The sequence below is a fragment of the Streptomyces sp. NPDC055287 genome (assembly GCF_053646035.1).
In genome coordinates this window covers 1-19,942 of record NZ_JBSHNE010000012.1, presented here as the reverse complement: position 1 = coordinate 19,942, position 19,942 = coordinate 1, and the positions used below count along the sequence as shown (strand labels likewise).

Below are 19,942 nucleotides of genomic sequence, written 5' to 3'. Positions count from 1 at the left end.
CGACCCCTCCGGCCTTCGAGGGGCGGGGGCCGGGGCGGAGCGGCGAAGTGCCGCACCCGCGAAGGGCGCCGTCACCCCAGTGCCGCAACCCGGTCCCGGTAGTTCCGGACCGCCGCCGCGTCCCGGTACGGCTCGAGCCGCTTCTCGAAGTCGCGTACGTACTCCAGCGCCCGCGCCGACCGCATCTCCGAAGCCTGCTGCGCGGCCTCCGCCCCCAGCGCGCACGCCTGGTCCAGCTCCCCCAGCCCCAGCCGTGCGCTCGCGAGCACCACCCGGCAGAACAGCCGGCTCCGCGCATAGCCGGGCGCGCGCAGCTGGAGCGAGCGCTCCGCGTGCTGCGCCGCCGCGCGGTACTGCTGAAGGTCCCGGTGGCAGTGCCCGAACTCGTCCGCCAGCTGCGCCTCGTCGAAGAAGCGGGCCCAGTGCGGCAGCTCGTCCCCCGGCCGCGCCGCCTCCATCGCCCGCTCCGCCCGCACGAGCGAGGCCGTGCACGCCCGGACCTCTCCCAGCACACCGTGCCCCCGCGCCTCGACCGAGTGCAACAGCGCCTGCACGACAGCCGGCGCCGCGCTCCCCACGCCCTGCTGCGCTACCCGCGCCAGCTGTACCGCCTCGCGCCCGTGGCCGAGGTGGACCGCCTGTCGGCTCATGGTGACCAGGACGTACGAGCCGTACGGCCGGTCGCCCGCCGCCTGGGCGAGGCGCAGTGCCTGGACGAAGTACCGCTGGGCGAGGCCGTGCGCCGCGATGTCGAACGACGTCCAGCCCGCCAGCCGGGTCAGATCCGCGGCGGCCGCGAAGAGCCGCCGCCCCGTCGCCTCCCCGTACGTGCCGCGCAGCATCGGCTCCGTCTCGTGCTCCAGGTAGCGCACCAGGGCCTGCCGGGCGTGCCCGCCGCCGTAGGCGTGGTCCAGCGTCCGGAACAGTTCGCCGACCGAGCGCAGCGCCGCGATGTCGCCCATGGTCACGCGCTGCCCGGGCCCGCGGTCGGTGTGGCGCGGCCGGGGCACGGCGGGGCGTCCCTGCGCGGGCACCCGGGCACCGTTCACCGGCGGGGGGTCACCGCGGGCGACCCGGTCGTCGGCGCGCCCGATCAGCCAGTCCCGGCTCGGGACGACGAGCCCGGCCGGGGTGAACGCGATCTTGCGCAGCTCGGCGTGGCTGCCGGAGTCCTTGCGCCACAGTCCGCTGACGATGTCGACGGCCTCCTCGGGACCGGCCGCGAACTCCAGCCCCGCGTAGACGGGGGCGCAGGCGTCGAGCCCCAGGTCCTGGGCGGTCAGCCGCCGCCCGAGGCGCCGGGTGAAGACCTCGGCGATCAGCGCGGGCGTGGTGCCGCGGGGCTGCTGGCCGCGCAGCCACCGGGTCACCGACGTCTTGTCGTACCGCAGGTCGAGGCCGTGCTCCAGGCCGAGCTGGTCCACCCGTCGGGCGAGGCCCGCGTTGGAGAATCCCGCTTCCGCGATGAGCGCGGCGAGCTGGCGGTTGGGCGTGCGCTGCGGGGGTCGTTCCGTCATCAGCTGTGCGGTCTCCTGCCTTCTGGGCTCCGGGCAGCAGCCCTCATGGAACGGCGCGAATTTAGCGGCACATGCCGCCCGCCCCGGCCGCATCGACTCGCATTCATCCGATCGTGTGAGGATTCGTTGGAACGCTGACGAACACTGACGAAAACGACCTGCCCGGTGGCCTCGAACGCCGCGGCCGTACAGTGGCTGAGGCGCGCACAACGCGCCGGATGTTGGTTCTAGGGAGGCGTTGCCGTGAGTGACCTGCGGTTTGTCCGACTGGGGTTCGGCGAGGAAGCGGTCGAGTACCAGGAGGCCTGGCAGAAGCAGCGCGAGGTGCACGCGGCGCGGTTCGCGGACGAGGTCCCGGACACCTGCCTGCTCCTCGAGCACCCGCCGGTCTACACCGCCGGACGACGCACGCAGGACAGCGAGCGCCCGCTGGACGGCACCCCCGTGGTGGACGTGGACCGCGGTGGCAAGATCACCTGGCACGGCCCCGGCCAGCTCGTCGGCTACCCGATCATGAAGCTGCCGCGCCCGGTCGACGTGGTGGCGCACGTACGCCGCCTCGAGGACGCCCTGATCCGCACCTGTGCCGGCTTCGGCGTCGAAACGAGCCGGGTCGAGGGCCGCAGCGGCGTCTGGGTGCTGGGCGACCCGGTGGAGCGGCGGCCGTCGCTCGGCAGGCTCTCCCTGGATTTCGACCCGCGACTCCAGGACGACGAATTCGACCCGAGGCTGAACGGCCCCGAGTACGCCCCGTCCAACGCCGGCCAGCGCCGTGAGGACCGCAAGCTCGCCGCCATCGGCATCCGCGTCGCCAAGGGCGTCACGATGCACGGCTTCGCGCTGAACGTGAACCCGGACAACACCTGGTTCGACCGGATCGTGCCGTGCGGCATCCGCGACGCGGGCGTCGCCTCGCTCGCGGGCGAGCTGGGCCGTGATGTCACCATCGACGAAGTCCTGCCGGTCGTCGAGAAGCATCTGCGGGACGTACTGGAGAACGCGGATCCGGCCCCTCGCCCCGTCGAGAAGGCCACCGTCCAGCCCCGGGGAATGCAGACCGCTGGCCATGGGTTGGCGTGACGTAATCCCCATACAAATATCGGGCGTACCCTGGTGGGCGCCGAAGAATCGAAGTCGTAGGGAGCCGGACGTGTCCGCAGTCGCACCCGACGGACGCAAGATGCTGCGCCTGGAGGTCCGGAACAGCCAGACCCCCATCGAGCGCAAGCCCGAGTGGATCAAGACCCGGGCGAAGATGGGCCCCGAGTACACCAAGATGCAGGCGCTCGTGAAGAGCGAAGGCCTGCACACGGTGTGCCAGGAGGCCGGCTGTCCGAACATCTACGAATGCTGGGAGGACCGCGAGGCCACCTTCCTCATCGGCGGTGACCAGTGCACCCGGCGCTGCGACTTCTGCCAGATCGACACGGGCAAGCCTGCCGCGCTCGACCTGGACGAGCCGCGCCGCGTGGGTGAGTCCGTCGTCACGATGGACCTGAACTACGCCACCATCACGGGCGTCGCGCGCGACGACCTGGAGGACGGCGGCGCCTGGCTGTACGCGGAGACCGTGCGCCAGATCCACGCGATGACGGCGGAGCGCGAGGCCGGCCGTACCAAGGTCGAGCTGCTCATCCCCGACTTCAACGCGGTTCCCGAGCAGCTGGCCGAGGTCTTCTCGTCCCGCCCGGAGGTGCTCGCGCACAACGTCGAGACGGTGCCGCGCATCTTCAAGCGCATCCGTCCCGGCTTCCGCTACGAGCGCTCCCTCGAAGTGATCACGCGCGCCCGCGAGGCCGGGCTGGTCACGAAGTCGAACCTCATCCTGGGCATGGGCGAGGAGCGCGAAGAGGTCAGCCAGGCGCTCCAGGACCTGTACGACGCGGGTTGCGAGCTCATCACGATCACGCAGTACCTGCGCCCCTCGCCGCGCCACCACCCCGTCGAGCGCTGGGTGAAGCCGCACGAGTTCGTGGAGCTGAAGGAGGAGGCCGAGGAGATCGGCTACTCCGGTGTGATGTCCGGGCCGCTGGTCCGTTCCTCGTACCGCGCGGGCCGGCTGTTCGGCCAGGCGATGGAGCGTCGCGAGAAGCTGGCGGCCGCACCGACTGTGTGAATCCCGGCACAAGTGATTACCGGCCAGTAATGGCCGAGAGGGCGCGGCCCGTGCAGTCCCCGCAGGTGGGGGGAGCGCACGGGCCGCACTTTCGTTTCACCCGTACGAGTTAAGGGTTCATGGGTGTTTGACCGCCCGGTCATGCGCTGGTAACACCAATCAGTGACCCTAGGTTTACGCACAGCTGCACTTCCGCACCCGCCCGTTCCCGAGTCACCACTCCGAGGGGGGACCCACACCATGCAGGCCGCGACACCCGTCCGCGCTACCGCCATCCCGTCCGTCACCGACGCCCTGCGCGCCGTCGAGTCCCTGCTCATGGGCGGCGGACAGCGCACCGCACGCCGCAACGCATGGACGTCGGTGCTCGAAGACCGGCGCAGGGCCAAGGACCGGGTCGAGGCTCAGCACGTACTGGAGGCCGTGGCGGGCCGGGCTTCCCGGGCAACGTAAACTTCACAGCATGGCGAGGAAGGAACACGCAGACAACGCGGACACTGCGAACCCCGGGCGACTCAAGCAGATTGCCCTGACCTACAAGATGACCCGGCGGGCCGACTCCAGGATCGGTCTCGTTCTCGCGGGCGTGGGCATCGTCACCTTCGGTGTCTTCCTCGCGATCGGCTTCTTGATCGATCACCCGGTCTATCTGGGCATTCTGGGCTTCCTGCTGGCCTTCCTCGCGATGGCGATCGTCTTCGGACGCCGCGCCGAGCGGGCGGCGTTCGGACAGATGGAGGGACAGCCGGGCGCTGCGGCCTCCGTGCTGCAGAACGTGGGCCGCGGCTGGTCGACGACTCCGGCGGTGGCGATGAACCGCAGCCAGGACGTCGTGCACCGGGCGGTCGGCAAGGCAGGCATCGTCCTGGTGGCCGAGGGCAACCCGAACCGGCTGAAGAGCCTGCTGGCGGCCGAGAAGAGGAAGATGGCGCGGATCGTGGTCGACGTACCCGTCCACGACATCGTCATCGGCAACGACGAGGGTCAGGTGCCGCTGAAGAAGCTGCGCACCACGATGCTCAAGCTGCCGCGCGTCCTCACCGGCCCCCAGGTGACATCGGCCAACGACCGGCTGCGCGCGATGGGCGACCTGATGTCGAACATGCCGCTGCCGAAGGGGCCGATCCCCAAGGGCGGGCGGATGCCGCGCGGAAAGATGCGCTGACCTCTCCACTCCCGTACGACACACGCTTGGACATACGTCGAAGGGCGGCCCGGAACCTCATCGGTTCCGGGCCGCCCTTCTTTTCTCTTCGCCGGGTCCGGTCTCTTCGCTAGATCCGGACCTGGACGGCGCGCGCGAGGCGGTCGTGCAGGCCGCGGCCGTCGCGGTCCCACACCAGGGCGGGGATCGCGAGGCACAGCAGGACGCTGCGCACGAGGACACGGAAGAGGCCGAGGCGGCCGCCGTTCTCGGCGACGACACGCAGGCGGAAGAGGCGCTTGCCCGGCGTGGAGCCGACCGTGCCGACGGTGAGCACGCTCAGGACGAGCAGAACGCCCAGCGCCCAGTTGCCCGAGGCCTGCCAGTCACCACCCGTGAGCAGCCCGTATGCGATGAGCATGCACAGGGCCCAGTCGAGGAAGAGGGCGCCGAAGCGCCGGCCGAGCGGGGCGACGGCCCCGGGTCCCTGCTCCGGCAGTCCGAGCCGCTCGCCCCGGTACCCGCTGTCGGCACCCATCTCCTTGGCGGCTTCGCCCGGCCCGGAGAGCCACGATCCGATTGCTTGCCTGTTGTCCACCCGTACAAGGTACTGCGACCGCTTTCGTACCCTGGAGGTCGGGCCCTTCCCAACCGGTGCGGAGCCGGTCCGGTTAACTTGCGCGAAACAAATGGGTCATGCTTGAGAAATCCGGTCTGCCTATGGTCGGGTCCAGCGTGTGCCACCGCACTGGCCGCACGGAGAGCTGCAACCCCATCCCTACCGGGTGGGAGTAGGAGGAGTTGGATGTTCCAGAACGCCGACGACGCGAAGAAGTTCATCGCCGACGAAGACGTCAAGTTCGTCGACGTCCGGTTCTGCGACCTGCCCGGAGTGATGCAGCACTTCACGATCCCGGCCGCGGCGTTCGACCCGAACGAGGAGCTGGCCTTCGACGGATCGTCGATCCGCGGCTTCCAGGCCATCCACGAGTCCGACATGGCGCTCCGTGCGGACCTGTCGACGGCGCGTGTCGACCCGTTCCGCAAGGACAAGACGGTCAACATCAACTTCTTCATCCACGACCCGATCACGGGCGAGCAGTACAGCCGTGACCCGCGGAACGTGGCGAAGAAGGCCGAGGCTTATCTCACGTCCACCGGCATCGCCGACACGGCGTACTTCGGCCCCGAGGCCGAGTTCTACGTGTTCGACAACGTGCGCTTCCAGACCTCCGCGAACGAGTCCTTCTACCACATCGACTCCGAGGCCGGCGCCTGGAACACCGGTGCGGTCGAGAACAACCGCGGCTACAAGGTCCGCTACAAGGGTGGCTACTTCCCCACCCCGCCGGTCGACCACTTCGCCGACCTGCGTGCCGAGATCTCCCTGGAACTGGACAAGAACGGCCTCCAGGTCGAGCGCCAGCACCACGAGGTCGGCACGGCCGGCCAGGCCGAGATCAACTACAAGTTCAACACGCTGCTCGCCGCGGCCGACGACCTGATGCTCTTCAAGTACGTCGTGAAGAACGTCGCCTGGCGCAACGGCAAGACCGCGACCTTCATGCCGAAGCCGATCTTCGGTGACAACGGCTCGGGCATGCACGTCCACCAGTCGCTGTGGTCCGGCGGCAACCCGCTGTTCTACGACGAGCAGGGTTACGCGGGTCTCTCGGACATCGCCCGCTACTACATCGGCGGCATCCTCAAGCACGCCCCCTCCCTCCTCGCCTTCACGAACCCGACGGTGAACTCGTACCACCGCCTGGTCCCCGGCTTCGAGGCCCCGGTCAACATGGTGTACTCGCAGCGCAACCGCTCGGCTGCGATGCGTATCCCGATCACGGGCTCGAACCCGAAGGCCAAGCGCGTCGAGTTCCGCGCCCCGGACCCGTCCTCGAACCCGTACCTCGCGTTCTCGGCGCTCCTGATGGCCGGCCTGGACGGCGTGAAGAACAAGATCGAGCCGGCGGAGCCGATCGACAAGGACCTGTACGAGCTGGCTCCCGAGGAGCACGCGAACGTCCAGCAGGTCCCGACCTCGCTCCCCGCTGTCCTCGACGCCCTCGAGGCGGACCACGACTACCTGCTGGCCGGCGGTGTCTTCACCCCCGACCTGATCGAGACGTGGATCGACTACAAGCGCGTGAACGAGATCGCCCCGATCCAGCTCCGCCCGCACCCGCACGAGTTCGAGCTGTACTTCGACCTCTAAGTCGCGCGGGACAGCACGGAACAGCACGGAGGGCCGCCACCCGGTTTCGGGTGGCGGCCCTCCGCGTTGGAGCGGGTCAGGCCCCCGGTGCCAGGAGGTCGCGCAGCTCGGCGACCGCGCGGCGGAGTTCGGTGGCGAAGGTGTGCATCTGGGGGGCCACCGGGCGTGGAGTGCTCAGGTAGAGGTTGAAGCGGGTGGGGAGCAGGACGTACGCGACGCCGATGCAGCGGGGGCTGGTGGAGCCGAAGCCGAAGTACTGGATGTTGGCGGAGGGGGCCGAACTCGTGCTCAGGTAGTCGTCGCGCATCTTCAGCCAGCCCGGGCTCCGGTAGAGGGCCGGCTGTTCGGTGACTCCCAGGGCGGCGCCCCGGCGGCGCTGGATCAGTTCCAGTTCCCACAGGTGCTGCTCGGGCACCTGGCCGGCCTGGCACTCCTTCGCGCGTGCGACGTGCTGCTCGGCCGCGGCGCGGAACGCGGTGCGTCGCGTCGCGGCGTCCGCCGCCCGGTCGTCCATCGCCGTGACGAAGGCCTGCATCTCGGGGGTGACCACGCGCATCGCCTCGGTCCGGCCGTGCCGGTACTGGCGTGTGGCGATCGACTCGTACGTCGCGCCCAGGTGTCCCTTCGCGCGCTGGTGGGCCAGCTGGTAGGCGACCTGGACGAACGCGTCGGGCGAGACGCCGAGTGCCTTGGCGGTGCCTGCGCCGAAGTCCTCGAAGGAGACGGTGCTGGTGGCCGTGTCCTCCCCGTACTGCGCGAAGGCCTCCGCGGCGGAGCGCACCTGGGAGCGCAGTGTGTCGTTCAGGTCGAACGTGACGGGTTCCGGGACCGGCGGGCCCTGGGTGCGGGCTCCGGACCGGCGGGAGTGCTCCTCGGCGGGGGTGCTCAGGAGCGCGTCGGTGAAGCTGAGGATGGTGGTGCCGTCCAGCTCGCAGTGTTCGACGTTGATGCCCGCGCGGCCGTCGGCGAAGACGACGAAGGACACGGCCTTGTCGAACCAGCGGTTGCCCCGGTCGCCGTACAGCAGCTCGTCGCAGGCCGCCTGGGTGTCCGCCGGTGCGAAGTCCTCCAGGCAGACGCAGAAAAGGGCGGTCTCGATGGTGTCCAGTGCCTCCCCGTTGCGGGGGTGGCGGGCGAGCAGGGACTGCCGGGCGGCCGCCCACTCCGCCCGGGCCGTCGTCGTGAGGTGGCCGACCGATGTGCCGGGGGCGGGCGGTTCGGCGCCCGCCTTCATGACGGCGTGCAGGCCCGTCCGCAGGTCGTCCAGGCTGTGCGGCACACCGTCCGCGCCGATGACGTCCAGCCGGAACATGGCGCCCCGGAAGAACACCACGATGTGCCGGGCGTCGGACGGGCCGGGCCATGCCTCGGAGTGGGGGCTGCGGACGGTGTCCAGTTCCGCTCCGGGGATGCGGGTGGTGGAGAACAGGTACTTGTTCTGCACCATCGACTGCGGCCGCCCGCGCTGCGTCACCGGCGGGATGCTTTCCTGATCGAGGCGGCCTTTGTAGTGGAGGGCCCCCGCGACGAGGCCGGCCGCCCGTTCCACCTGCTCCTCGCCGGAGTCCTGGAACAGGAAGGAGAAGTTGGCGTTCAGGGCGATCCGGTCCCGGCGGCCCAGGTAGCGGTACGGCCAGAAGGTGTCGAGCCAGCTGTGTACGCCGTCGGTGGCGTCGTACTCCTCCAGGGCTCGGTGCAGGACCCGGCCCGGTCCGTCGGGGCGGAGGAACGCGGCCACTTCCGCCTCCGTCGCCGCCCGTTCCCCGTCGCTGAGCAGCGGCGCGCACCAGGCGAGGAACCTCTCGCAGCTCGCCTCCAGCGCGGGCAGCGGCACCCGCGGGAGGCTGTCCTCCTGGGAGAAGGTCGTGACGGCGGCCGCTGTTGCCTGACTCGTGTTCACAGCTGTTCTCGATTCGGTTCGTGGGGGCCTGGCGCCAGCTCGTCGGCGGGCCGGGAGAGGTAGAGCTGTGCGTACAGCCAGCCGTCCGTCTCCAGGCCGTGCGGATCCACGCCGGCGGCCGACATCTTTTCCAGTACGAGCGACTGCTCCTCGGGGGAGGCGAAGCGCCGCTGTTTGAAGACTCCTTCGACGCGGACGGTCCGGTATCCCAGGCCGTCCAGCGCGTGCTCGACGGAGTCGAAGGGGAACATCCGCAGGACGAAGTGCGCCATCCAGGGGCGGTGGCCGCCCTGCGCCCGCACGACGCGCGTCAGGGTCCGCTCGGTCACGTATCCGAGGCAGCCCGTCGAGATCACCAGGTCCGTGCCGGCGAACTGGGCGCGCTGGTGGGCCGTGGGCTCGTTCCTTTCCAGGTCGGCGTTCACCGCGTCGTCGAGGAACCCCGCCTCCAGTGCGTAGGAGAGGGCGTTCGTCGAGGTGTCCAGGCCGGTGAAGCGGATGCCGCGCGCGGGGCGGCGGGAGCGCGACAGCTCGCGGTCACGGGCGAGCAGGGCCTGGCGGGTGGTGCCCCGGCCCGGTTCCGTGCCCTGCGCGCCGCCGTAGCGCGCGTACAGCTCGTCCATGGTGGCGTCGTACTTCAGCAGCGCGGCGTTGATCCCGTACGAGCAGCCGATGTCCAGCACCTTCGGCACCGCTACCTGCCGGGTCTCCGCGTACTCCTCGATGAGCTTGGCGAAGTAGGGCTTGGCCAGCTGCGGAACGCAGTAGCCGAGCGGGCGCAGCACGCTGAAGTACGCGCGGGGGTCGGGCTGCGTGTAGATGTGGTCGAGCGTTACTTTTCCGGTCGCGTCGAAACGCACAGGGCTTGCTCCTCCGTGGATCGGCAGAGTTGCGGAGTGCGGAACCGCTAATCCAGCAGCCGGTCACCCCGGACGGCCCGGCCCTCGGACTCCAGGTGCTCGGGCAGGACCCGGCCGAAGAGCTGGCGGGTGCGGGCGACGCTCCCGATGACGCCGGGGCGCTCGCTGTAGGCGAATATCGCGGAATGGCGCGCGGCCTCGCCGCCCACGGGGCTCACCCGGTGCAGGGAGTACCGGCCCTTGAACAGCTGCAGGTCGCCCGGTTGCAGGGGAAGGCGCCGGATCAGCCGCTCGCCCCGGCCGTCCAGTACGGCGCGGACGTCGTCGAAGCTCTCGTCCTGTGCGGACCTGATGTTCGGGCAGTACTCGAAGTCTCCTCCGGACTGCGGCTGCTGGGTGAGCATGCTCACGGTGAACTCGTTGGTGTCGAAGTGCCAGGGGTGCTCCATGCCGGGCGCGACGACGTTGAGAACCAGCCCGGAGAGCGGGTCCGCCAGCTCGTGGAGCTTCGGCAGTCCGAAGCAGCGGGCGACGAACTCCTGGAACTCCGGGTGGGAGTAGAGCCTGCTGATCAGGGAGTTCGCGGGGATGCGGTCGCGGGCCACGAAGGCGTTGCCCCGCTGGAAAGTCCGGCGGCCGGGGTGTTCCGCCGGCAGTTCCGAGTCGACCGCGATGTTGTATACGTTGACCGTTTCGACGTCGGAGTGCGCCCGGGGGGCGATGGCCGAGCACTCCTCCCTGAGGACCTCGCGCAGCGACGGGCGGACGAAGTCCGGCAGCACGGTGCAGCCGACAGCGGCCAGTTCGCGCCGGGCACGGGAGATGACGTCCCGTCCTCCGGCGCTGTCGGGTTCCGACAGGGGGTACCGGGCTGTGTCGACCACCTGGTCGAGCGTCGTGTCTTCCAAAGTGCTCATTCGATCCTCTCCGCACAGGGGCAGACCGCGTTGCCGGGCAACTGTACTGAGCAGTAATGAAGTTGGGGGCGTCTGTGACACGTCACACGGCGGCGGCCCGTCTCCCCGGCGGTACTGCGGCTCCAGGCGGAGCCGAAGGCGGCAGTAGTCGTCATCAGCACATGATGGGGGTGCCGGCCGGGGGTCCGGGAGGGTGCTTTTCCGGCCAGGCGTCGAAGTGCCGGACATGCCGGGAGGGGCGCGCCTTCGCTCGTTGCGAGGACGCGCCCCCGGTCGGCCTCGGTCAGCGGCCGTAGCGGATCAGGGCGCGCACCATCCGGCAGGTCGTGTCCGACGGCGGGTGGATGCCGATGAGCTCCGCGGTGGTGCGTATCGTGCGGTTGGGTGCCTGCGCCGGGTGGTACACACCCGTGTCGAGCAGTGCGATGGCCAGGCGCATGGCCTTGAGGCGGCGGTTGTGCGTCTCGTACCACGCGCGCGGCCGCCCGGCCGGCAGTGGGGTCTTCGACAAGGACTGCGGAGCGATCGAGAACAGCGCGGCTGCGGCCATGGGCATCCTCCTGGGGCGGTCGGGAACCCTCTCTGACTCCTTCGATTTTACTGCCCACCACTGACAATCGGCCCTGGCCAGAGCGTGTTTGGGGGGGCTGCCTGGAGGTACGGTTGGGGCCATGGAGATCTGGATCAATCCCGCGTGTTCGAAGTGCCGCAGCGCGCTGCATCTGCTGGACGAGGAGGGCGCCGACTACACCGTGCGCCGCTACCTGGAGGACGTACCGACCCAGGACGAGATCCGTGCGGTGCTGGAGCGGCTCGGGCTCGAGCCGTGGGACATCACGCGCACGCAGGAGGCGGCGGCGAAGGAGCTGGGGCTCAAGGACTGGGCTCGGGACGCCGGTTCGCGGGACCGGTGGATCGAGGCGCTGTCCGAGCATCCGAAGCTGATCCAGCGGCCGATCATCACGGCGGAGGACGGTACAGCCGTGGTGGCGCGTACGGACGAGGCCGTGCGCGACGCCATGTCACGGTGACCGAGTTCCTGACCTCCGGGGCGATTTGAGCATTTCGTTACTCGGCGGGACCCGGGCGGTGCATCGCTGCTACCCTCCGCGGCCATGAGTTCTGGTGATCATGGTCCGTACGGTTCCTACCCGCCCCGGTTTCCCCCTCCCCCGCCACCGGCCCCGCAGTCCGCACGCCGGACCTGGCTCATAGCGGGCGGCGCGGTGGGCGTGCTGGCCGTGGTCTCGGCTGTGGCGGTGGGCGCGGTGCTGTACGTCGGCCAGGGCGACGACTCCGGCGCCGACAAGGCCGGAACGGCCGGCCCGCCGTCCTCGGCCTCCGCCTCGGCCGCGCCCGCCCCCTCGGTCGACGCCGCGCTCCCCTCCGACGCGCCCACCGCGCTGCCCTCGCTGCTGTCGCGCCCCGTCGTACGCGCCGCCCGCGCCTTCCCCGAGAAGACCGTGCGGCTCGCCGACGGCACCGTCTACCACCGGGTCGACGTCGCCACCACCACCGCGTGCGAGCACGGTATGTCCCAGCAGCTCGCCGGCCTCGTGGCGCAGGGCGGCGGCTGTCTTCAGCTGACCTCCGCGCTGTTCACGGACGCGGAGCGGCGCTCGCAGGTGACCATTGGCGTACTCAGCCTCAAGCGGGCGCAGGACGCGGCCTCGGTCTTCGGGATGGCCTCCATGGACCCGGTCACCTACCAGGTCGTCTCGCTCGACCCGCCGCCCGAGGCGGACCTGCCGACCGTGCCGCCCGGTTCCGCGGGGGTGTTCCGGCGGCTCATGACGGTCAGGTCGGTGGTCTTCTCCAACGCCCAGTGGGCGGACGGGTCGGAAGCCCGCGAGGCGGAGCTCACGAAGCAGGGCACCGACCTGCTGGCGTACGTCAACGAGAACGTCGCGGCGTACGAGGAGGGGCTCGAGGCGCCGCGCACCGGGTGAAGCGGGGGGGCGGGGCGGGTGCGCGCCACCGCCGGATCAGGAGACTCGCTCGTCCTCGCCCGCCGTCTTCGCGGTGGCCAGCGCTATGCGGTTCCAGGTGTTGATCGTGAAGATCAGGGCCAGCAGCTGAGCCAGTTCCCTGTCATCGAAGTGGGCCGACGCCCGGGCGTACACGTCGTCCGGAAGTCCGCCGTCCGCGATCAGTGTCACGGCGTCCGTGAGCGCCAGGGCCGCCTGCTCCTTCTCGGTGAAGAAGTGCTTGGCTTCCTTCCAGACCGCGACCATGTGCATCCGCTCCTCGCTCTCGCCCGCCTTGCGCGCGTCGGAGGTGTGCATGTGCAGGCAGTACGCGCAGTGGTTGACGTGCGAGGCACGGATCTGGACCAGTTCCACCAGCGTCGGGTCGAGCCCCTCGCGGGCGGCGGCGTCGAGACCGATCACGGCCCTGAACGCCTTCGGGGCGGCCTTGGCGAAGTTGAGGCGGGTGGAGGTGGCGGGCGTCTGCTTGATCTCTGTCGTCGTCATGGATACGAATCTAGGCGTACAGGCGACCGGAGAAGGGGTGCATTCGAATGGCGGAATCATGGGTCAATTCGGCGGAGGAGCTCGGCAGCGATCTGCATCTGGAGCTGGAGACCGCCGGCTCGGGCAGTCGGCGTGCCGTGCTCATGCGCGCACTGCGTGAGGCGATTCGCGGCGGGCGGCTCGCCCCGGGAACGCGGCTGCCTCCGTACCGTTCACTCGCCGCCGACCTGGGAATCGCCCGCAATACGGTCGCCGACGCGTACGCCGAACTCGTCGCCGAGGGCTGGCTGACGGCCAGGCAGGGCTCCGGGACCCGCGTGGCCCAGCGGGCCGCGCCGGCCGCGCCCCTGCCCCGGTCCCGCACACCCGCGCGGGAGTCCCGTCCGGCGTACGACCTCGTCCAGGGCAGACCGGACCCCTCCGCCTTTCCGCGCGGCGCCTGGCTCGCCTCCGCCCGCCGGGCGCTGACCGCCGCGCCCCACGACGCGTTCGGGCCCGGTGATCCGCGGGGCAGGGCGGAGCTGCGGCAGGCGCTGGCGGAGTACCTGGCGCGCGTGCGTGGGGTGAGGGCGGACGCCGGGCGGATCGTGCTGTGCTCCGGGGCCGCGCACGCGCTGCGGCTGCTGGCCCGGGTGGTGGGCGGGACGTGGGCGGTGGAGGCGTACGGGCTGCCGTTCCATCGCGCGCTGCTGGCGGGCGAGGGGGTGCGTACCGTGCCGGTGGGGGTCGACGAGGACGGGGCGCGGGTGGGCGGACTGGGCGGGCCAGGGGCCGTACTGCTCACTCCGGCGCACCAGTTCCCGACCGGGGGGCCGTTGCTTCCGGAGCGGCGGGCGGCCGTCGTGGACTGGGCGCGGGCGACGGGGGGGCTGGTCCTGGAGGACGACTACGACGGCGAGTTCCGTTATGACCGGCAGCCGGTCGGCGCGGTGCAGGGGCTCGATCCGGACCATGTGGTGCTGATCGGGTCGGTCAGCAAGAGCCTGTCGCCGACCCTGCGGATCGGCTGGATGGTGCTGCCGGAGCGGCTCATGGACGGCGTCGTGGCGGCGAAGGGCGAGCGTGAGCAGTGGTCGAGCGCGACCGAGCAGCTGACGCTGGCGGACTTCGTCGCATCGGGCGGTTACGACCGTCATGTACGCCGGATGCGGCAGCGTCACCGGCGCAGGCGCGACCAGTTGGTCGCGGTCCTGGCCGAACGGGCGCCGCACGTGCGTGTGACGGGGATCGCGGCGGGCCTGCACGCCGTGCTGGAGCTGCCGCCGGGCACCGAGCGGGCGGTGGTGAAGGCGGCGGCGTGGCAGGGGCTGGCGGTGGAGGGGCTCTCCGACTACCTGCACCCGGAGTGTGGGCCCGGGGGCCGTGGGGCGGGTGATGCCGGTGATGACGGTCGCGGGCGTGACGGGCTGGTCGTGGGGTATTCGACGCCGCCCGAGCACGCGTACGCGGGGGCGCTGGACGCCCTGTGCCGGGCGCTGCCGCCCGCCTGATACAGAAGTTGTTGGTGGGGTGATTGAGACGGACGCGGTTGCTACTCGTACGTAACGGCACACGGAAACCCATGCGGCCCTGGTGTACACGGCCGCGGACAGGAGTCACACGTGTCGCGCAAGAAGTCCCTCACCCGCAAGAAGAAGATCGCCCTGCTGGCGGGCGCCGCCGCGCTGGTCGCGGGCACCGCCGTCGTGATGACCGGTACGAGCCAGGCCTCGGTTGCCTGTGACGGGCTGGCCACCGCGCTGAGCAACAACGAGCAGTTCATCGCCGGACAACGGGCCAACCCTGACGCGCAGTCGGATGCGCGGATCGCCAACCGCGAGGCCGTCATCGAGCAGATCAAGCGCCAGCAGGCGGCGTCCGGGTGTGGCGAGGCGGCTCCGCCGGACGACGCGGCGGCCCCGCCGGCGGACCAGGCCGCGCCGCCCGCGGACGAGACGGCTCCCCCGGGCGAGGAAACGGCGCCGCCGGCGGAGGGCGGCGCGGGGGACGGGGCGGGCGCGGGGGACCAGGCGGGTGCCGGTGGGGGTGACGGGGCGGCCGGCGAAGTGGTCTGCGCCGGGTCCACCGTCACGCTGTCCGGTGAGGGCGGCGCACCGGCCGCCTCCAGCGGGGAGTTCCCTGTCGGTACGAAGCTCAAGGTCACCAACCTGGACAACTCCAAGTCGACCACCGTTGAGGTCACTTCGACTTCCGGGAGCTGTGCACTGCTGAACAACGCGGCGTTCGAGCAGGTACGGGAGCCGGGCAAGTTCCTGATCCGCAAGGCACGGATCGAGCGCGTGGGCTAGGCGGGGCGGGCGGGGCTCACCTGTTTCCCCCCACCCCCGCCCCTTCCCGTGACCGGTGTTCCGCTCCGGCCCGGCCCTGTACGTCGGCCGGGCCGAAGTGCTCAGCGTCCCAGCTGGGTCTGCGCGTCGGCGAGGATCTCCGTCAGGCGCAGGCCGAACACCGCGTCGCAGGGGTGCGGCTCCCCGGTGCGTACGGCGGCCAGCAGTGCGTCGACCGCCGTGGTGAAGGCAGTGACCGCGTCGCCCCACGGCGGCAGTTCGGCCACGCCCGCCGCGCCCCGCAGCTCCACCGCCGCGCCCGCCGCGCCCACCGGGGCGCTCAGGCTCAGCGTGAGCGTGCTCGACGCCTCGGAGGTGTGGCGCAGTACGAGGTGGGCCGTGTCCCCGGGGCCCGGCGCCGCGGTCGTCGACGTAACGTCGCCGAGGACCGGCAGGAGTACGGACAGCGCGTGCGGTCCCACGTCCCACAGGGCGCCCTTCTCGCGGCGCCACGGCGATGCGGCGTACGGACTGTCCGCACCCGGCGAGTAGAGCGCGCCGAGCCACCGCGCGTGTGCGGTGAACCAGCCGCCCGCCGCCGCCTGCTCGGCGATCCACTCCGTCGTGCCCGTCGCGAAGCGCAGGGTGCAGAAGACCACCGACGACACGCCCGCCTTCGCCGCCGCCCCGACGACCTCCCGCGCCCCCGCCACAGTCGTCGCGGGCGGCTTGTCCAGCAGCAGGTGGCATCCGGCGCCCGCGGCCCGTACCGCCAGCGGAGCCTGGACGTCGGGCGGCAGGGCGATCGCCACGGCGTCACACGCGGCGAACAGGTCGTCGACGTCGTCGTACGCCGTGGTCCCGTGGGCGGCGGCGATCGCGGCGGCCGCCTCGGGCCTGCGGCCCCACACGCCCGCGAAGCCGGCGCAGGGATGCGCCGCGAGCGCCGGTGCGTGGGTGCCTCTGGCCCAGGGGCCGGTGCCGAGAAGTCCGATGCGCGGCCTGGTCAACGGTTCGCTCATGCCCGCCAGTGTGTCGTCCGGGAGTAGCGGACGGTCGCGATACGCACTCGTGATACGCCGGAAACCTGAGTAACACGGGGTTCACAATCGGGCAACGGACGGGAAATCAGCGCTTGCGAAGCTGCCCTCACAAGCCGCAGTACCGCAGCAGCACCGCAAAGGATGGCGTCCGTGACCTTCAAGGCCGAGTACATCTGGATCGACGGCACAGAGCCGACCGCCAAGCTTCGCTCGAAGACGAAGATACTGGCCGATGGCGCCGAGCTGCCCATCTGGGGCTTCGACGGATCCAGCACGAACCAGGCCGTGGGTCACGCGTCCGACCGGGTGCTGAACCCCGTCTTCTCCTGCCCGGACCCGATCCGCGGCGGTGACGACGTCCTCGTCATGTGCGAGGTCCTGAACATCGACATGACGCCGCACGAGTCCAACACGCGTGCGCTGCTGCGCCCGGTCGCCGAGCAGTTCGCCGGCCAGGAGCCGATCTTCGGTATCGAGCAGGAGTACACCTTCTTCGACGGCTCGCGCCCGCTCGGCTTCCCGGTCAACGGCTTCCCGGCCGCGCAGGGCGGCTACTACTGCGGCGTGGGCGCCGACGAGATCTTCGGCCGCGAGATCGTCGAGAAGCACCTCGACCACTGCCTCGCCGCCGGTCTGGGCATCTCCGGCATCAACGCCGAGGTCATGCCGGGCCAGTGGGAGTTCCAGGTCGGCCCGCTGGCGCCGCTGGAGGTCGCCGACCAGCTGTGGGTGGCCCGCTGGCTGCTGTACCGCACCGCCGAGGACTTCAACGTCTCCGCGACCCTCGACCCGAAGCCGGTCAAGGGCGACTGGAACGGCGCGGGCGCGCACACCAACTTCTCGACGAAGGCAATGCGCGAGGGGTACGACGCGATCGTCACCGCGTGCGAGTCGCTGGGCGAGGGCTCGAAGCCGATGGACCACGTCAAGAACTACGGCGCCGGCATCGACGACCGCCTCACCGGACTGCACGAGACCGCCCCGTGGAACGAGTACAGCTACGGCGTCTCCGACCGCGGCGCCTCGGTCCGCATCCCGTGGCAGGTCGGCCAGGACCAGAAGGGCTACATCGAGGACCGCCGCCCGAACGCGAACGTCGACCCGTACGTCGTCACGCGTCTGATCGTCGACACCTGCTGCACCGCCCTGGAGAAGGCCGGCCAGGTCTGATCGTGCGCCACAGGCAACTGGGGGCGTCCGCCGGTCCGGCGGGCGCCCCCTTCGCGTGCCCTCGGGGGCGGGCGTCTGCTTCAATAGGTCCCATGGCCAGCCACCAGGACACCGCGAGAGGTCGCAGCGACCTGGAGCCGTTCTGGCCTTCCCGTCAGCATCACGACTTCGACCGGGTGTGTTGTCGCGCGAGGAACGCGCGGGCCCTCTAAAGCCGTTCACCCCGGTCTTCGGTCCAGCGCGCACGACGCAGTACGTCCCTCGACGACTCCTCCGCGCGAAAGAAGCTGACCTCTCATGGCGAACACCCGTACCTTCTCCGCCGCTCCCCAGGCCCAGCCCCAGGCACCCGCTCACCTCGGCCGGCACCGGCTGCGGGCCGTCGACCGGGACGAGGTGGTGCGTACCGGCACGACCCTCGACGTGGGCGACTTCCTTCCGCCGGGCGCCACCTGGCTCCCGGCGCCCCAGCACACGCTGCCCGCGCTGCCGGGGCGGCCGCCGATGATCGGCTACCTGGTGCTGGTACCGGCCGATCAGCAGCCGGCCGTGGTGCCCGTTCCCGGCACGGACGACGCGCCGGACGACGGTCCCGTGCGGATCGACGGGGCCGACCGCACCGCCGCCGTGGACGGGCGGCCACTCGACCTCACGTACCTGGAGTTCGAACTGCTCGCCCACCTGGTGACGCACCCCCACCGGGTGCACACGCGCGACCAGTTGGTGACCACGGTGTGGGGTTACGGCCATGTCGGCGACGGCCGGACCGTCGACGTCCACATCGCCCGCCTGCGCCGCAAGCTGGGCGCCGAGCACCGCGCCACGATCCAGACGGTGCGACGGGTCGGTTACAAGTACGCGCCCTGACCGCGAAGCACGGCGTTACCGCACCGGCTCGCTCGCCTCGCGCTGGTGCGGGAAGGCCGTCGGCATCGGCGGCTCACCACGTGACTCTCCCTGCGCCTCGCCCTGCTGTACGGTCACGGTCCGCTTGGGGGCGGGGACCCTGATGCCCTCGGCCCGGTAGCGCTGGTGCAGGCGCTTGATGAACTCGTGCTTGATCCGGTACTGGTCGCTGAACTCGCCGACGCCCAGGATCACCGTGAAGCCGATCCTGGAATCTCCGAACGTGTGGAAACGGACGGCCGGTTCGTGGTCGGGGACGGCCCCGGTGATGTCCGACATCACGGCCTCGACGACCTCGGTCGTGACGCGCTCGACGTGCTCCAGGTCGCTGTCGTAGCCGACTCCCACCTGGACCATGATCGAGAGCTGCTGCTCGGGCTGGCTGAAGTTGGTCATGTTGGTGCCGGCGAGCTGGGCGTTGGGGATGATCACCAGGTTGTTCGACAGGTTGCGCACCACGGTGTTGCGCCAGTTGATGTCGACGACATAGCCCTCCTCACCGCTGCTGAGGCGGATGTAGTCGCCGGGCTGGACGGTCTTCGCGGCGAGGATGTGCACGCCCGCGAAGAGATTGGCCAGCGTGTCCTGCAACGCCAGCGCCACCGCCAGACCGCCCACACCGAGTGCCGTGAGCAGCGGCGCGATGGAGACGCCCAGAGTCTGGAGTACGACGAGGAAGCCCATGGCCAGCACCACGACGCGCGTGATGTTGACGAATATGGTGGCCGAGCCGGCGACTCCGGACCGGGACTGTGCCACGGACCGCACCAGACCGGCGATGACCCGGGCCGCCGTGAGCGTGCCGGCCAGGATGAGCAGCGCGGTCAGCGCCACGGTGACGTTGTGGCCGGTCGTGGGGGTCAGCGGGAGCACCGCGGCGGCGGCGGCCGCGCCGGCTGCCATCGCCGCCCACGGGACGAGGGTCCGCAGGGCGTCGACGATGACGTCGTCTCCGCCCCACCGCGTCCGGCTGGCGCGTTCGCCCAGCCAGCGCAGGGTCGCTCTCAGGAGCAGACCCGCGGCGACGCCGACGGCCACCGCGATTCCGGCGACGATCACGTCGTGCAGTGTGAGGGCCCGGTACATCAGTGATTCTCTCCCGTGGTCCGAGGGATGCGGCGCGGTCGCGTCGGGACGTACCGATGGCGTACGCGTGGCGTACGGGGCGGTCTGACGCGGACGTCATCCTGCCGCATGCGACCGGACCCGTCCCCTGTGCCCCCACCTGGCTCTTCATCGGGTCGGTGGTCCTGACGGCCACTCAGGCCCGCCTGTCCGGCGCCGAGTCGTACGGCGACAGGGAGGGCCCGCCCCGGGCCGGACGCTGTTGGTTAATTCGGCCCTTGCTGTGCCCCGCCGAGCGTCAGCTCGGCGGGGCACAGCGCTGCGAAGTGGCTGGTGCGGGTGAGGGCA

At 70.8% G+C, this 19,942-nt stretch carries 21 protein-coding genes; 12 read left to right on the top strand and 9 right to left on the bottom strand.

Translation table 11 applies throughout. From position 1 onward, the window contains the following. Positions 1 to 71 precede the first annotated feature (71 nt). Positions 72 to 1,517 carry a regulator gene (locus ACWIHY_RS20200; protein WP_454377022.1) on the bottom strand — a complete coding sequence of 482 codons (1,446 nt, stop codon included), beginning with the start codon at positions 1,515 to 1,517 and terminating at the stop codon, positions 72 to 74. A gap of 243 nt (positions 1,518 to 1,760) precedes the next feature. Between ACWIHY_RS20200 and lipB the strand changes: the two genes are divergently transcribed. The 4 genes from lipB to ACWIHY_RS20180 all read left to right on the top strand — a co-directional run bounded on the left by lipB (position 1,761) and on the right by ACWIHY_RS20180 (position 4,798). Next, positions 1,761 to 2,597 carry a lipoyl(octanoyl) transferase LipB gene (gene lipB / locus ACWIHY_RS20195; protein WP_454377021.1) on the top strand — a complete coding sequence of 279 codons (837 nt, stop codon included), beginning with the start codon at positions 1,761 to 1,763 and terminating at the stop codon, positions 2,595 to 2,597. Between the two features lie 70 nt (positions 2,598 to 2,667). Beyond that, positions 2,668 to 3,633 (top strand): lipoyl synthase, encoded by a 966-nt coding sequence (lipA, locus tag ACWIHY_RS20190; protein WP_454377020.1) that lies wholly within the window; start codon positions 2,668 to 2,670, stop codon positions 3,631 to 3,633. 240 nt (positions 3,634 to 3,873) lie between these two features. After that, entirely contained in the window at positions 3,874 to 4,086 is a 213-nt protein-coding gene (locus tag ACWIHY_RS20185; protein ID WP_454377019.1) for an SCO2195 family GlnR-regulated protein, read from the top strand. Between the two features lie 10 nt (positions 4,087 to 4,096). Then, positions 4,097 to 4,798 carry a DUF4191 domain-containing protein gene (locus ACWIHY_RS20180; protein ID WP_454377018.1) on the top strand — a complete coding sequence of 234 codons (702 nt, stop codon included), beginning with the start codon at positions 4,097 to 4,099 and terminating at the stop codon, positions 4,796 to 4,798. Between the two features lie 109 nt (positions 4,799 to 4,907). Here ACWIHY_RS20180 and ACWIHY_RS20175 read toward each other — a convergent pair whose 3' ends face one another. Beyond that, positions 4,908 to 5,375, bottom strand: a complete 468-nt coding sequence (locus ACWIHY_RS20175; protein WP_454377017.1) for an RDD family protein — start codon at positions 5,373 to 5,375, stop codon at positions 4,908 to 4,910. A gap of 207 nt (positions 5,376 to 5,582) precedes the next feature. Here ACWIHY_RS20175 and glnA point away from each other — a divergent pair, with 207 nt between their 5' ends. Beyond that, positions 5,583 to 6,992: a type I glutamate--ammonia ligase gene (gene glnA / locus ACWIHY_RS20170; RefSeq protein WP_028811345.1), complete on the top strand. Its 1,410-nt coding sequence runs from the start codon at positions 5,583 to 5,585 to the stop codon at positions 6,990 to 6,992. A gap of 76 nt (positions 6,993 to 7,068) precedes the next feature. On the opposite strand, the gene ACWIHY_RS20165 is transcribed toward glnA, so the two are convergent. The 4 genes from ACWIHY_RS20165 to ACWIHY_RS20150 form a co-directional block, all read right to left on the bottom strand. After that, entirely contained in the window at positions 7,069 to 8,892 is a 1,824-nt protein-coding gene (locus ACWIHY_RS20165) for a choline/carnitine O-acyltransferase (protein WP_454377016.1), read from the bottom strand. Continuing rightward, positions 8,889 to 9,752: a class I SAM-dependent methyltransferase gene (locus tag ACWIHY_RS20160; RefSeq protein WP_454377015.1), complete on the bottom strand. Its 864-nt coding sequence runs from the start codon at positions 9,750 to 9,752 to the stop codon at positions 8,889 to 8,891. The genes ACWIHY_RS20165 and ACWIHY_RS20160 overlap by 4 nt, the downstream gene beginning before the upstream one ends. 47 nt (positions 9,753 to 9,799) lie before the next feature. Further along, the gene (locus tag ACWIHY_RS20155) at positions 9,800 to 10,669 is read right to left on the bottom strand and encodes a HalD/BesD family halogenase (protein WP_454377014.1); all 870 of its coding nucleotides are present in this window, start codon (positions 10,667 to 10,669) and stop codon (positions 9,800 to 9,802) included. A 283-nt stretch (positions 10,670 to 10,952) separates the two neighbouring features. Continuing rightward, positions 10,953 to 11,219, bottom strand: a complete 267-nt coding sequence (locus ACWIHY_RS20150; RefSeq protein ID WP_454377013.1) for a hypothetical protein — start codon at positions 11,217 to 11,219, stop codon at positions 10,953 to 10,955. A gap of 121 nt (positions 11,220 to 11,340) precedes the next feature. Here ACWIHY_RS20150 and ACWIHY_RS20145 point away from each other — a divergent pair, with 121 nt between their 5' ends. Both ACWIHY_RS20145 and ACWIHY_RS20140 read left to right on the top strand, forming a co-directional pair. Beyond that, complete coding sequence (locus ACWIHY_RS20145) at positions 11,341 to 11,700, top strand: arsenate reductase family protein (RefSeq protein WP_454377012.1); 360 nt, start codon at positions 11,341 to 11,343, stop codon at positions 11,698 to 11,700. A gap of 84 nt (positions 11,701 to 11,784) precedes the next feature. Beyond that, positions 11,785 to 12,618 carry a hypothetical protein gene (locus ACWIHY_RS20140; protein WP_454377011.1) on the top strand — a complete coding sequence of 278 codons (834 nt, stop codon included), beginning with the start codon at positions 11,785 to 11,787 and terminating at the stop codon, positions 12,616 to 12,618. A 36-nt stretch (positions 12,619 to 12,654) separates the two neighbouring features. Here ACWIHY_RS20140 and ACWIHY_RS20135 read toward each other — a convergent pair whose 3' ends face one another. Then, on the bottom strand, positions 12,655 to 13,143 hold the full coding sequence (locus ACWIHY_RS20135; protein WP_454377010.1) for a carboxymuconolactone decarboxylase family protein: 489 nt from the start codon (positions 13,141 to 13,143) through the stop codon (positions 12,655 to 12,657). A 47-nt stretch (positions 13,144 to 13,190) separates the two neighbouring features. On the opposite strand from ACWIHY_RS20135, the gene pdxR reads away from it, so the two are divergent. Both pdxR and ACWIHY_RS20125 read left to right on the top strand, forming a co-directional pair. Then, entirely contained in the window at positions 13,191 to 14,633 is a 1,443-nt protein-coding gene (gene pdxR, locus ACWIHY_RS20130; RefSeq protein WP_454377009.1) for a MocR-like pyridoxine biosynthesis transcription factor PdxR, read from the top strand. 111 nt (positions 14,634 to 14,744) lie between these two features. Then, entirely contained in the window at positions 14,745 to 15,431 is a 687-nt protein-coding gene (locus tag ACWIHY_RS20125) for a hypothetical protein (protein WP_454377008.1), read from the top strand. A gap of 101 nt (positions 15,432 to 15,532) precedes the next feature. Here ACWIHY_RS20125 and ACWIHY_RS20120 read toward each other — a convergent pair whose 3' ends face one another. Beyond that, entirely contained in the window at positions 15,533 to 16,432 is a 900-nt protein-coding gene (locus tag ACWIHY_RS20120; RefSeq protein ID WP_454377007.1) for a Gfo/Idh/MocA family protein, read from the bottom strand. Positions 16,433 to 16,603: 171 nt separating this feature from the next. Here ACWIHY_RS20120 and glnII point away from each other — a divergent pair, with 171 nt between their 5' ends. Continuing rightward, entirely contained in the window at positions 16,604 to 17,623 is a 1,020-nt protein-coding gene (glnII, locus tag ACWIHY_RS20115) for a glutamine synthetase (protein ID WP_454377006.1), read from the top strand. Between the two features lie 297 nt (positions 17,624 to 17,920). Further along, the gene (locus tag ACWIHY_RS20110) at positions 17,921 to 18,490 is read left to right on the top strand and encodes a winged helix-turn-helix domain-containing protein (RefSeq protein WP_454377005.1); all 570 of its coding nucleotides are present in this window, start codon (positions 17,921 to 17,923) and stop codon (positions 18,488 to 18,490) included. Positions 18,491 to 18,505: 15 nt separating this feature from the next. Here the strand turns inward: ACWIHY_RS20110 and ACWIHY_RS20105 are convergent, their stop codons facing one another. Further along, positions 18,506 to 19,615 carry a mechanosensitive ion channel family protein gene (locus ACWIHY_RS20105; RefSeq protein WP_454377004.1) on the bottom strand — a complete coding sequence of 370 codons (1,110 nt, stop codon included), beginning with the start codon at positions 19,613 to 19,615 and terminating at the stop codon, positions 18,506 to 18,508. A gap of 56 nt (positions 19,616 to 19,671) precedes the next feature. Between ACWIHY_RS20105 and ACWIHY_RS20100 the strand changes: the two genes are divergently transcribed. Further along, positions 19,672 to 19,942: hypothetical protein (locus tag ACWIHY_RS20100; protein WP_454377003.1), on the top strand; the 271-nt coding region annotated here is incomplete at its 3' end.